This window comes from Schaalia radingae (genome assembly GCF_900106055.1).
Lineage (GTDB): Bacteria > Actinomycetota > Actinomycetes > Actinomycetales > Actinomycetaceae > Pauljensenia > Pauljensenia radingae_A.
Genome location: NZ_LT629792.1, coordinates 604282 through 617788, shown reverse-complemented (window position 1 = coordinate 617788; position 13507 = coordinate 604282). Strand labels below are relative to the sequence as shown.

Here is a 13507-nt window from a genome sequence, read left to right as displayed (position 1 = left end):
CACCGCCAAGGGCCGACACTCCTCTCATTGAGGTGGAGGCATCGCCTAGGTGGATGTGATAGCCACCAGCAAGGAGGTACGGCCATGCTAGTAGCGTGTTGTATTGCATGCTCGGTCCTGCTGGGAGCGTGTTTGCAACGCATTTCCGGCATGGGGCTGGGCCTGGTTGCTGGCCCGGTGTTGTCGCTTCTGATGGGCGGTGTGGACGGCATCGTCATGATGAATATTCTGGCTGTCATCAATGCGAGCATCATCGCGCTGACCGTGTGGCGCGACATCGACTGGAAACGGTGGGTGCTGCTCGGGCCAATCATGGTGGTCGGCTCGATTCCTGGGGCTTTGCTGGTGCGTAGTGTTTCACCTGCCTGGGTGCAGGTTATTGTTGGCGCACTCATCACCGTGTCACTGATCGCAACTGTGGTTCGAGGGGCGAAGCTACGGCGGGTTGATTTCGCTGACAACCAAGTGGTTGAGTGGTTCTGTGCAGCTTCATACCTCGTGGTGGCTCATCGCGGTAGCTATTGGCGCGATGCTCGTGGGGATCGCTACGGGAGTGCTTATTGCTCCTCGAGTCAGCAAATCTCATTCCCGTGCGCTGGCTTTAGTCCTGGCAGTTGTGGGCGCTACAACTGTCCTGATCAAAGGTATTATCTCGGTGTCAACCGGCGCATAATCAGCTCTTTCACGAACATGACAACTGGGCGCTCACTGCCGCGCAGCGCCGGGGCGTAGTGCAGCCTCGTAAGTGGGTGTCAGTGCGGCGCCGCGGTCGATCTTGTGACGCTCGACAGCAAGGCCGTCGACCTCCCGGCAGATGTTCACGCGCCTGTAACGTGCGCGTTAGCTTTCATGGCTCTTCCTGCCATTTTCACCGCTTAGTGTGAGGACTGTATTTGTTTTGCTTTCATAGTGCTTAGGAGTCCGAAAATGACTACACAGCGCGCCCGGATTGTCGGGCTGACTGCGCTTTGTTCAATTGCGGCATTGTCCGTGGTATCAGCTCAGCAACTGGCTTTTGCTGACGCCACCGAGGAAGGTCCTTTCTATTCCTCGAAGCAGCCGTACATCGCACCCAGCGAAAGTGACATCGCAGGATATTCACAACCTCCAGCAGGTTTCAACATCGAGCATACCCAGCTCGTCGCCCGCCACGGTTCGCGAGGATTGTCCTCCTATAAGTACGATGCTCTGTTAATGCTGATGGCTCAGACGGCTCAGAAAGAAAACGGTTTCGTGTCACCGGAGGTGGGCGAGGCATTTATGAAGAACCTCGAGTCGATCACAGCGGCCAACGTGGCCAACGGCTACGGAATGCTCACCGGTCAGGGCGCTACGCAGCACCGCGGAATTGGTGAACGCACCTACAAACGCAACTCTGCTCTCTTCGAGCGCGCCATTGCCGAGGGTGACGCGATCCGCTTTGAGTCCTCAGGTGAGGCTCGCGCCACCCAATCCGGCGAAAGCTTCCTCACAGGGTTTGAAGCCGCCTCGCACGACAGTGTGACGCCGATCGTGGAATCCCTCGAAGCGCATCCTGAAACACTTTACTTCCACAAGCTGGAGAACCCTGATGGCTCAGTGAAGCAGGAGGGAACGCCGGCTTACGAAGTAGCCTCTCGTTACGAAGCATTCATTGGGGAGCAGACCAGTGACGGTGGAGTGATCGCCGGAGCGATGGACTACATCGAGTCGCTGCCTCAGTCGCAGGAATCAGCACGCCGGGTTCTCTCGCAGATCTTCACGCCCGAGTTTATTGACTCGATCGGAGATGATGCGCATACATGGTTCAACACTGCTGATGGCTCGAAGGATGGCGACAAGAACTGCGCACCGAACGCTGATGAAAGCACTGACGCTGATGCGTGCGGCTCCGCCAGGAAGAAGATCACCAGCGCTGTTGATGCGGCGATGGATCTGTACAACCTGTACATCATCGGTGCTGATATGCAGGAGGAAAACACCGGGGAGCACGCATTCGATTTCGAGCAGTATTTCGCAAACTACCAGGACGACACCAAGTGGTTCTCCTATCTGCTCGACGCTGAGGACTTTTACGAAAAAGGTCCGGGCGTGACGGGAACTGACGGGTCATACGCGCCTGCGCAACCGTTGCTCGATGATTTCTTCGCCCAGATCGATGAGCGCACCGCCGGTGGATCCCACGTTGCAACGTTCCGCTTTGCTCACGCAGAAACGATTGCTCCTTTCTCCGCCCTGCTTCGTTTGCCTGGTTCAACCCAGCAGGCACCTGCTGTCTCACAGCCTGTCAGCATCGACGACGTCTTTAACTACGCCACCAACGAATGGCGCGGATCCACCGTCATGCCGATGGCGGCAAACGTCCAGTGGGACACGGCCTGTCAGGCCGGCACCGATCCTGCAACGGGTAGGTCGTGGACCCCGATTGTCCGCATGCTTGTCAACGAGGTGGAAACACCGTTTAATTCCTCGTGTACTGCGGTTGCCGAAGGATCATCCTGGTACAAGGTCTCCGAGCTGCGCCATTGTCTTCTTGGACAAGCTCAAACGGAATCTCCACTGCTGACGAAGTCCTCGTCTGTCGGACCATCTGACAAGCCAGAGGTTGATCCAGCTCAGACTACTGGTGATGAGGAGGGGCAGGGTCAAGGTGCGGCCTCTGAGCGCCCCTCACACCTCGCGACAACTGGCTTGAACTCTGCTCTTGCGATTGCGAGCCTGGCAGCAATCGCAATGGGAACAGTTCTCGTGACGCGCCGCAAGTAGGTCATCACCTGGCAATCGAAGACGTCTGCCCGTCTATGGGAGCCTCCCCCCGTGCGTGGGGGGAGACTTCTTCGGTGCTGAAAGCCAATCCGACAGATGCATCTCGCTCGTGAGGCTCGGGCAGTGCCTGCTATGCGCGCAGACGTGCGTCCGGGTAGTGTGTGCGCGTAAAAAGGGGGGGGTGGGGTACGTGCCTGTCTCCAGGCCTGTACCCCACCCCCAACTCACGGTTGATTGCGGCAGTGTCTTACTCTCCCACGACCCCCCGGTCGCAGTACCATCAGCGCAAAGGCGGCTTAGCTTCCGGGTTCGGAAAGGAGCCGGGCGTTTCCCGCCTGCCATGAGCCACCGCAAAAAATGTCACCCACCCACAACGTGTGGGTTGAGTGTGTACCGCACAGTGATTGCAAGCACCACACCCCAAACACAGGGTGCACGTGTTTTCTCGCTTCGCCCCACACACACTAGTGTGTGAGTGTTGGTTTAGAATCGGCCCATTAGTACCAGTCGGCTCACAACACCTCACAATGCTTCCACCTCTGGCCTATCAACCCAGTCATCTACTGGGGACCTCCCACCCCCCAAAAAAGGGGGGCACGGAAACCTCATCTCGAAGAAAGCTTCCCGCTTAGATGCTTTCAGCGGTTATCCCAACCGAACGTAGCCAACCAGCAATGCACCTGGCAGTACAACTGGCACACCAGAGGTTCGTCCATCCCGGTCCTCTCGTACTAGGGACGGGCCTTCATCAAGTTTCCAACGCGCGCAGCGGATAGGGACCGAACTGTCTCACGACGTTCTAAACCCAGCTCGCGTACCGCTTTAATGGGCGAACAGCCCAACCCTTGGGACCAACTCCAGCCCCAGGATGCGACGAGCCGACATCGAGGTGCCAAACCATGCCGTCGATATGGACTCTTGGGCAAGATCAGCCTGTTATCCCCGGGGTACCTTTTATCCGTTGAGCGACCACGCTTCCACAAGCCATGGCCGGATCACTAGTTCCTACTTTCGTACCTGCTCCACCCGTCAGTGTCACAGTCAAGCCCTCTTGTGCACTTACACTCACCACCTGATCACCAACCAGGCTGAGAGAACCTTTGAGCGCCTCCGTTACCCTTTAGGAGGCAACCGCCCCAGTTAAACTACCCACCAGGCACTGTCCCCAAACCCGATCAGGGCTCCAAGTTAGATGCATACTTGAACCAGAATGGTATTTCACCAACGACTCCACCACACCTAGCGGCACGGCATCACAGTCTCCCACCTATCCTACACAAGCACAAACACACACCAATACCAAGCTATAGTAAAGGTCCCGGGGTCTTTCCGTCCTGCTGCGCGAAACGAGCATCTTTACTCGTACTGCAATTTCACCGAGATCACGGTCGAGACAGCGGAGAAGTCGTTACGCCATTCGTGCAGGTCGGAACTTACCCGACAAGGAATTTCGCTACCTTAGGATGGTTATAGTTACCACCGCCGTTTACTGGGGCTTAAATTCAAACCTTCACCACAAAAAAGCAGTTAAGTCGTCCTCTTAACCTTCCAGCACCGGGCAGGCGTCAGTGCGTATACAGCGCCTTACGGCTTAGCACACACCTATGTTTTTAATAAACAGTCGCTTCTCCCAATTCTCTGCGACCCCAACCAGCACCACCCACGCAAAAGCAGGCACACCAGCAGGGCCCCCCTTATCCCAAAGTTACGGGGGCAATTTGCCGAATTCCTTAACCATGATTCACTCGCACGCCTCGGTATACTCTACCTGACCACCAGAGTCGGTTTAGGGTACGGGCGCTCATCTTCCTCACATCCAGGCTTTTCTCGGCAGTACAGGATCACCACTAGCCACCCCAACAGGCAGCCCCATCAGCCCTCACCCACGCGATCAAACGCAGCTTCCCGGATTTCACCCAAGAAACAGGCCACAACCTTAGACACACATAACCACCAGTGTGCAGCAACTACCTCCCTGCGTCACCCCAATGCTCACCACACACCCCACACCACACACAGCCACACAACAGCATCATCCCGAAAGACAACACCACGCACGGCAAGCACACGACGCGAAAGCATGCAGCGTCAGACGGAAAACAAACGGTACCAGAATATCAACTGGTCACCCATCGACTACGCCTGTCGGCCTCGCCTTAGGACCCGACTAACCCAGGGCGGACAAACCTGCCCCTGGAACCCTTAGTCAATCAGCGCGTAGGATTCTCACCCACGAAACGCTACTCATGCCTGCATTCTCACTCCCACCCCGTCCACCACCCATCACCAGGCAGCTTCACCCAGAGCAGGACGCTCCCCTACCCAAAAACAAAAAGTTATTGCCACGGCTTCGGCGGCACGCTTAAGCCCCGCTACATTATCGGCGCACAACCACTCGACCAGTGAGCTATTACGCACTCTTTCAAGGATGGCTGCTTCTAAGCCAACCTCCTGGCTGTCAACGCGACTCCACATCCTTTCCCACTCAGCGCACGCTTAGGGGCCTTAGCCGATGATCTGGGCTGTTTCCCTCTCGACCACGAAGCTTATCCCCCGCAGTCTCACTGCCACACCCACTTGAAATGGCATTCGGAGTTTAGCTGACGTCAGTAACCAACACGGCCCATCAACCAACCAGTAGCTCTACCTCCACCAAGCCCAGTGTGACGCTGCACCTAAATGCATTTCGGGGAGAACCAGCTATCACGGAGTTTGATTGGCCTTTCACCCCTACCCACAGTTCATCCCCCAGGTTTTCAACCCTGGTGGGTACGGGCCTCCACCACGTCTTACCATAGCTTCACCCTGACCATAGGTAGATCACCCCGCTTCGGGTCCACAACACGCGACACACGCCCAAAATTAAGACTCGCTTTCGCTACGCATCCCCCACACGGGTTAAGCACGCCACGCATCACTGACTCGCAGGCTCATTCTTCAAAAGGCACGCCATCACCCAACAAAAGCAGGCTCTGACGGCTTACAGGCACCCGGTTTCAGGCACTATTTCACTCCCCTCCCGGGGTACTTTTCACCATTCCCTCACGGTACTATGCACTATCGGTCACCAAAAAGTATTCAGGCTTACCAGGTGGTCCTGGCAGATTCACACGAGATTCCACGAGCCCCGCACTACTCGGGCACCCCCTTGGCACACACGCACACACACAGCTACACGACTATCACGATACTTCGGTCACCCATCCCAAGATGTTCACCACACGCACACGCACACACCCCCACCCCCGGCAGAAGATGAGAAAAAAGAGCCCCACAACCCCGCACACGCAACCCCCGCCGAGTCACACACGCACACGGTTTAGCCATCATCCGCTTTCGCTCACCACTACTCACGAAATATCTTCTCCTACGGGTACTAAGATGTTTCACTTCCCCGCGTTCCCCCTACCACCCTATGAATTCAGATGATAGTGACCAGGCACAACCCCAGCCAGGTTCCCCCATTCGGACACCCTCAGATCAACGCTCGCTCGCCAACTCCCCAAGGATTATCGCAGGCCGCCACGTCCTTCATCAGCTCTTGGTACCAAGGCATCCACCGAATGCCCACAAAAACTAAACACAACACAAACATGAAAACATGCAAAAACAACAAAACACAGAAAACACAATAAAGATGCTCACAACCACTATACAGTTCACAAACAACCCACCACACACCCAACCACCACAACAGCAGCAGCCAGACGCAGGCAACAAACACTTCCAAAACACACAGGAATTGAAAGAAAACCCGACAATGTGTCTGCCCCGCCAACACTCACAACCCCACAACGCGCCCCACCCCAAAAAGAGCAGAAACAAACGCACAAACAGGGCTCCCTAGAAAGGAGGTGATCCAGCCGCACCTTCCGGTACGCCTACCTTGTTACGACTTCGTCCCAATCGCCAATCCCACCGTCACCTGCTCCCCCCAAAAAGGTTAAGCCACAAGCTTCGGGTGTTACCAACTTTCGTGACGTGACGGGCGGTGTGTACAAGGCCCGAGAACGTATTCACCGCAGCGTAGCTGATCTGCGATTACTAGCGACTCCACCTTCACGAGGTCGAATTGCAGACCCCGATCCGAACTGAGACAAGCTTTAAAGGATTCGCTCCACCTCACAGCATCGCAACCCTCTGTACCTGCCATTGTAGCATGCGTGAAGCCCAAGACATAAGGGGCATGATGATTTGACGTCATCCCCACCTTCCTCCGAGTTAACCCCGGCAGTCCCCCACGAGTCCCCACCATAACGCGCTGGCAACATAGGGCAAGGGTTGCGCTCGTTGCGGGACTTAACCCAACATCTCACGACACGAGCTGACGACAACCATGCACCACCTGCACACCCCCAACCAAATGCACACCTATCTCTAGGCGCTCAGGGCGCATGTCAAGCCTTGGTAAGGTTCTTCGCGTTGCATCGAATTAATCCGCATGCTCCGCCGCTTGTGCGGGCCCCCGTCAATTCCTTTGAGTTTTAGCCTTGCGGCCGTACTCCCCAGGCGGGGCACTTAAAGCGTTAGCTACGGCGCAGAAACCAAGGGCGGCCCCCACACCTAGTGCCCAACGTTTACAGCATGGACTACCAGGGTATCTAATCCTGTTCGCTCCCCACGCTTTCGCTCCTCAGCGTCAGTAACGGCCCAGAGACCCGCCTTCGCCACCGGTGTTCCTCCTGATATCTGCGCATTCCACCGCTACACCAGGAATTCCAATCTCCCCTACCGCACTCAAGCCTGCCCGTACCCACCGCACACCCCCAGTTAAGCCAGAGGATTACACGACAGGCGCGACAAACCGCCTACAAGCCCTTTACGCCCAATAAATCCGGACAACGCTCGCGCCCTACGTATTACCGCGGCTGCTGGCACGTAGTTAGCCGGCGCTTCTTTACCCGCTACACTCACCACTACCCAAATAGCGGCTTGCACACGAGCGAAAGAGGTTCACAACCCGAAGGCCTCCATCCCTCACGCGGCGTCGCTGCATCAAGGTTCCCCCCATTGTGCAAAATTCCCCACTGCTGCCTCCCGTAGGAGTCTGGGCCGTATCTCAGTCCCAATGTGACCGCCCACCCTCTCAGGCCGGCTACCCGTCAAAGCCTTGGTAAGCCATCACCCCACCAACAAGCTGATAAGCCGCGAGCCCATCTCCCTCCAGAAACCACAAAGGCCCCTTTCCCACACCCCCCATGCGGAAAGCGCAGAACATCCAGTATTAGCACCCATTTCTGAGCGTTATCCCAAAGAAAAAGGCAGGTTACTCACGTGTTACTCACCCGTTCGCCACTCTCACCACACAACCACAAAGGCCACGCAGATCCCGTTCGACTTGCATGTGTTAAGCACGCCGCCAGCGTTCGTCCTGAGCCAGGATCAAACTCTCCAAACAAAAAACAAAAACCATAATCTGCTCAGAAAACAACCACCCCACAACAGGGCAGCCAATCCCAACCAAAAAAACTCAAAAAACAAAAACAAGCATCAACAAAACAAACACACTATCGAGTTCACAAACAACACCTACATACGGTCAAGAACTTTTAAGAAAGCCCTCTAGCGTAGTAAAACCACTAACACCAGAACCTCTCGGCTCCACCATCAGCGGCGAGAATTAAATATACTCACCTTCCCACTCGAGGTCAAACTTTAGCAGGGTGAGCATCGACACATCGAATTAAAAGCGCTTATTTCCAACGAAAACGACTCCTCCGGGTCGCGACCGTTCCACGGTCTCCACTCACAGTGAAGTGCGTGGAACATGCGGCGGCCACCCTCGTCAATCCTGATGCACGATCAACGAAAGCGGCCACGCGCGCTTGCACTGTACTCAGCGAGTACCCAGGTGCTCCTGGTTCGGAATGTCCACGGTGGGAAGATCACGAACAGCCTGGCGAACCGCCTTGGACACGGCCACCGGCACGCGGTCATCAAAGACACCGGGAATGATGTAGCTGGGCGAAAGCTCGTCATCCGAAATGACGGATGCGATCGCCACGGCGGCAACCCTCAGGACTTCCGTCGTAATCTGGGAGACCTTCGCATCAAGCAACCCGCGGAACAGCCCTGGGAAAGCCAGCACGTTGTTGATCTGGTTAGCGTAATCGGAACGCCCCGTCGCAACGATGCGTGCGTATCGAGCGGCATCGAGCGGGTCAACCTCGGGTGTCGGGTTGGCAAGCGCGAAGACAATCGCGTCATCAGCCATCGTCGCCACATCTTCGCCGGTAATCAGGCCGCCGTGTGAGACACCGATAAACACATCAGCATCGCGCAGACCATCCTTAAGGTTGCCGGTTACCCGACGCGGGTTCGTATGCTCAGCAAGCCAGCGACGCGAAGCATGCATGCCTGCAACGTTATCCGCACACAGCGCTCCAGTGCGGCCATACCCCACGATATCCTTTGCTCCCTGAGCCATCAGGAGACGGATAATCGCTGACCCGGCGGCCCCCACACCCGACACAACGATGCGGACCTCGTCAATCTTCTTGTCCACCAGCTTGAGCGCATTGAGCAAAGCTGCCAGGACAACAATCGCGGTGCCGTGCTGATCGTCGTGGAAAACCGGAATATCAAGTTCCTCGCGCAGGCGTTCCTCAATCTCGAAGCAGCGAGGTGCTGAAATGTCCTCCAGGTTGATGCCCGCATAGGCCGGTGCGATCGCCTTGATAATCGAGATGATTTCCTCGGTGTCCTTTGTGTCGAGGACGACTGGCCACGCGTCCACACCACCGAACTGTTTGAACAGGACCGCCTTGCCCTCCATCACTGGAAGCGCAGCAGCAGGACCAATGTCTCCCAGCCCCAGCACAGCCGTCCCGTCTGAAACGACGGCCACCGTATTGGACTTCATGGTCAACAGGTGGGCTTTTTCCGGCATGTCGTGAATGGCAGTGCATACACGAGCCACACCCGGGGTATAGATGCGCGACAAGTCGTCGCGGTTACGCAGCGGGACGCGCGGAGCGATGGCGATTTTTCCGCCGATATGAGCGAGGAAGGTCTGGTCTGACACGGCTGCAGTATGAATGCCAGGCAGGGCGTCGAGGGTAGCTTCCACTTCGCGTCGATGGTTTGAATCACGCATATCGCAAGTCAGATCAATGGTCATATGGCCGCGATCTGAATCCGCGACATCGAATCCCTTCACCTGGGCACCTGTGGCGGTCACCGTATCGATGATGGTGGCGATGGACGCTTGTGATTCATCAAATTCAAGCCTGTAGGAGGCGGTATATGACGGAGAAGTACGCATACAAACAATCATTCCTCAAAAGCGTAATGTTCACGCGGTATGTCAGTTCGTTCGTTTTGTATCGTACAAGCCTTTCGGAACGACGGTGTTAACGATCGCACTATGTGGACATCTTCGCGCTCAACAGGCGAAGACTGATCGGCGCATCCACACACCCCAGCTCAGCGGCGCTGTCCGCAAACCCGATGAGTCAGCGCCTCACCTGCGCGGCAAACAGGCGGGACGACAATGACACGTCAAAACGTCTACGCGAGTACATGTCAAATGCCACCGCCATGAGCAGGACGAGGCCCTTAATCACCTGACTTCGGTCAGAAGGGACCCCCAATAGGAGAAGACCATTGTTGAGTACCGCCATCACCAGTCCTCCAAGTACAGCTCCCGTCACCGTTCCTACGCCCCCGGAAACTGCTGCGCCGCCAATAAAGACTGCAGCGATCGCATCGAGTTCCCACAGGGTGCCGTCCTGGGGACCGGCAGCTGTCGCTCGACCAGCAAACATCATTCCGGCCAACGCTGCAAGAACGCCCATGTTGACCATGACAGCGAATTGGACTGCGCGGGTATTAACGCCGGACAAGGCCGCGGCATGAGCATTTCCACCTACTGCATATACGTGCCGGCCGAACGCAGTGTGCTCAGTGAGCAGCACATATGCAAACACGAGGATGAGCAGGAGCAGCCCGGGAACGGGGAAAGCACTCGTCGAGGTGTCGCCTCCGAAAAGCCATGTCAGTGCTCCCACAGCGACCATGATGAGCGCACAGCGCACTGCAGGGATCCAGAGTTCAGCTTCAATGGCTCCGCGAACGACACGACGCCGATACCGACGAATCACATTGACGACCAAAACCGAGGCCGTTACCACACCGACCAGCAGCGTTGAATTATTCATCCCCGTCCATGACGGTCCCCATTGAGGCAGCGTTCCAGCGCCCAGAACCTGGAACTCACGAGGCAGCGGGAACGACAGTGAACGCGACTCCCACACAATCGCTCCCCGAAAGAGCATCATTCCTGCCAGTGTCACGATGAACCCCGGGATCCCTACACGCGAGATCCATATCCCGTTCCACACTCCGATCAGTCCACCTATCAGAAGTCCGCAGACAAGTCCGAGCCACCATGGCACGCCCATCCCTTCAAAAAGCAAGGCCACCGTCATCGAGACGAAGCCCGCAACAGATCCCACCGACAAGTCGATTTGGCCGATGACAATCACCATGAGCATCCCGATGGCAAGCACTAAAATATAGGCGTTACCGGCCAGTAGGTTGTATGCATTCTGCGCCGTCAGCATCCGTCCTGACGTAGCGATATTGAAGAACAACGTCAGAGCGATGAGCAAAGCGACCATGAGGTGTAGCTGCGTGTGCTCACCAAACAAGCGACGGTACAAGCTCATCGCGTCTCCTACCTGGGCGATACGCACCTTTGAGTTCTTCCGAAATGGATACTGCCATTTTCATCCTAAACGCTCGGCGCACTCTGTGACATGCGCGCCACGTTTCACAGCGATCCCGAGGTTTAGGCATCGTGGTTTGGTACCGTGATTACGTGAGTGTGACAAGTGGACCCGTGGGTTCCCAAGTATCCTTACGTGAAGCGAATTCAGCGCGCGTGATCGATACTGTGCAGCGCTATGGGCAGATCACACAAGTCGAACTTGCCAGCGCAACGGGACTGTCACCTGCAACGATTTCCAACATCGTCAAAGTACTTCAGTCGCAGGGAATAGTTGAAACACGCAACACCATCAGATCAGGTCGGCGTGCTCAGCTGGTGACGCTAGCCCGCGAAACCGGACTGGCAGCTGGCGTCTATATCGGCCGACGTGCGCTGCATATCACGATCTCGGATGCTACAGGACGTGCACGAACCGATCAGTCTCTACCTTTGCCAATAGATCATCGCGTTGACACGACCCTTGACCGGACCGCTTTGCTGATCCTGGAATTGACAGACAAAATTGGAGCCACTCTTGACGAACTGGTCGGTATCGGAGTTGCATTGCCGGCCCCTATTGACCCCTCGAACACCAAGATCACGATTCCCGGCATCATGCGCGATTGGGAAAACGTGGACGTGCGCGACGTGCTCTCGCGTCGCTTAGGAAGCGAAGTCGTTGTTGACAACGACGCGAATGTAGGTGCCCTCGCTGAAAGTCGCTACGGCGCGCTCCGTGGTGCCGCCAACAGCATCTATGCGCGGGTCTCTTACCAAACCGGCGCAGGCGTACTGATCAACCACCAGCTTTATCGCGGCGCCCACGGCACCGTCGGCGAAATAGGACATATTCAGGTCGCCCCTCATGGCCCCATTTGTCGCTGCGGCGCACGAGGGTGTCTGAACACAGTCGTCGGCGCCGACGCTTTGATCGATTCCCTTCGCTTCTCACGAGGCGACCTCACCTTGCGAGATGTCATTGCACTGGCCAACGACGGAGATGCCGGGTGCCGCCAGGCGATTTCAGATGCGGGAGCGACCCTCGGATCTGTATTGGCAGATCTGGCGACGTGGTCTGATCCGCAAGTAATCGCCATCGGAGGAGAACTGGCGCAAACTGGCGACATCCTCATCGACCCTATCCGCGATGCAGTCAACAACCGCCCCCTGCTTACTCAGGCAGGTATCCACGTCGTTCCCGCGCAGCTTGGACCGCGCTCAGAGGTGATCGGTGCTTTCGCCCTCGCCATGGACACGTTCGGCCATCGCTCCAGCCACGAGGAGATGCCATGAGAACATCCGCTCCGCTTCTGGAAATCAGCAACGTCAGCCGCTTCTTCGGCGGCGTCGAAGCGCTCGTCGACGTCTCCATAACAGTTCACCGACATGAGGTCGTGGCGCTCGTTGGCGATAATGCGGCAGGCAAATCAACGTTGGCACGGATGATTGCCGGAGTTTATCCTCCCTCACGTGGACGCATCGTGATCGACGGCGAACCTGTCACGATTTCGTCAACGTCGCATGCTCACCAGCTCGGCATCGCCACAGTGTTCCAGGAACTGGCACTGTGCGACAACCTCGATGTGACGGCCAACATTTTTCTCGGAAACGAAATGCGCACCTCGCACTTACTAGACGACGACGCGATGGACGCATTAGCCCGCGAGTATCTGGAATCGTTGAATTCGAGAATCCCCGATGTCCATACGCCGCTCTATCAATTGTCAGCAGGACAGCGTCAGTGTGTGGCGATCGCGCGCACACTGGTCGCACACCCGAAAATAGTCATCCTTGATGAGCCAACCGCTTCACTTTCTGTGACTCAAACGGCTGAGGTACTGACTTACATTGAGCATCTGAGGGATCTCGGGTTGGGCGTCATTTTCATTTCGCATAATCTCACGGACGTGCGTGCAACAGCTGATCGCGTCGAAGTCCTCCGTCACGGGCGCAACAACGGCTCGTTCAACGCCCGCTCCACCTCCTACGAAGACATCATTGCTGCCATGACCGGAGCAACACGTGTTCAGTCCCCCAGATAAGGGACGAGGG

6 protein-coding genes and 3 rRNA genes are annotated in these 13507 nt (G+C 56.5%); 4 read left to right on the top strand and 5 right to left on the bottom strand.

The annotated features are described in order from the left end of the window. Nucleotides 1-84: 84 nt before the first annotated feature. A complete protein-coding gene (locus tag BLT69_RS02610; RefSeq protein WP_092648331.1) occupies nt 85-732 on the top strand; it encodes a sulfite exporter TauE/SafE family protein in 648 nt (215 codons plus the stop codon). A gap of 195 nt (nt 733-927) precedes the next feature. Further along, nucleotides 928-2745 carry a histidine-type phosphatase gene (locus BLT69_RS02605; protein WP_092648330.1) on the top strand — a complete coding sequence of 606 codons (1818 nt, stop codon included), beginning with the start codon at nt 928-930 and terminating at the stop codon, nt 2743-2745. A 234-nt stretch (nt 2746-2979) separates the two neighbouring features. Here the strand turns inward: BLT69_RS02605 and rrf are convergent. The 5 genes from rrf to BLT69_RS02580 form a co-directional block, all read right to left on the bottom strand. Continuing rightward, a 5S ribosomal RNA gene (gene rrf / locus BLT69_RS02600) occupies nt 2980-3098 on the bottom strand. 125 nt (nt 3099-3223) lie between these two features. Beyond that, nucleotides 3224-6328: ribosomal RNA gene (locus tag BLT69_RS02595) — 23S ribosomal RNA — on the bottom strand. 264 nt (nt 6329-6592) lie between these two features. Beyond that, nucleotides 6593-8143: ribosomal RNA gene (locus BLT69_RS02590) — 16S ribosomal RNA — on the bottom strand. Together the 16S, 23S and 5S rRNA genes form the textbook arrangement of a ribosomal RNA operon. 438 nt (nt 8144-8581) lie before the next feature. Next, nucleotides 8582-10009, bottom strand: a complete 1428-nt coding sequence (locus BLT69_RS02585; protein ID WP_092648329.1) for an NAD(P)-dependent malic enzyme — start codon at nt 10007-10009, stop codon at nt 8582-8584. Between the two features lie 190 nt (nt 10010-10199). Next, nucleotides 10200-11414: an ABC transporter permease subunit gene (locus BLT69_RS02580; protein WP_058236035.1), complete on the bottom strand. Its 1215-nt coding sequence runs from the start codon at nt 11412-11414 to the stop codon at nt 10200-10202. A 152-nt stretch (nt 11415-11566) separates the two neighbouring features. Here BLT69_RS02580 and BLT69_RS02575 point away from each other — a divergent pair, with 152 nt between their 5' ends. Both BLT69_RS02575 and BLT69_RS02570 read left to right on the top strand, forming a co-directional pair. Further along, nucleotides 11567-12748 (top strand): ROK family transcriptional regulator, encoded by a 1182-nt coding sequence (locus BLT69_RS02575; RefSeq protein ID WP_092649065.1) that lies wholly within the window; start codon nt 11567-11569, stop codon nt 12746-12748. Further along, on the top strand, nt 12745-13497 hold the full coding sequence (locus BLT69_RS02570) for an ATP-binding cassette domain-containing protein (RefSeq protein WP_092648328.1): 753 nt from the start codon (nt 12745-12747) through the stop codon (nt 13495-13497). The genes BLT69_RS02575 and BLT69_RS02570 overlap by 4 nt, the downstream gene beginning before the upstream one ends. Nucleotides 13498-13507 lie beyond the last annotated feature (10 nt).

Excerpts from the sequence above, each read along its gene's own strand:
- BLT69_RS02610 (WP_092648331.1), top strand. The coding sequence starts at position 85 with ATGCTAGTAGCGTGTTGTATTGCATGCTCGGTCCTGCTGGGAGCGTGT.
- BLT69_RS02605 (WP_092648330.1), top strand. The coding sequence starts at position 928 with ATGACTACACAGCGCGCCCGGATTGTCGGGCTGACTGCGCTTTGTTCA.
- BLT69_RS02585 (WP_092648329.1), bottom strand. The coding sequence starts at position 10,009 with ATGCGTACTTCTCCGTCATATACCGCCTCCTACAGGCTTGAATTTGAT.
- BLT69_RS02580 (WP_058236035.1), bottom strand. The coding sequence starts at position 11,414 with ATGAGCTTGTACCGTCGCTTGTTTGGTGAGCACACGCAGCTACACCTC.
- BLT69_RS02570 (WP_092648328.1), top strand. The coding sequence starts at position 12,745 with ATGAGAACATCCGCTCCGCTTCTGGAAATCAGCAACGTCAGCCGCTTC.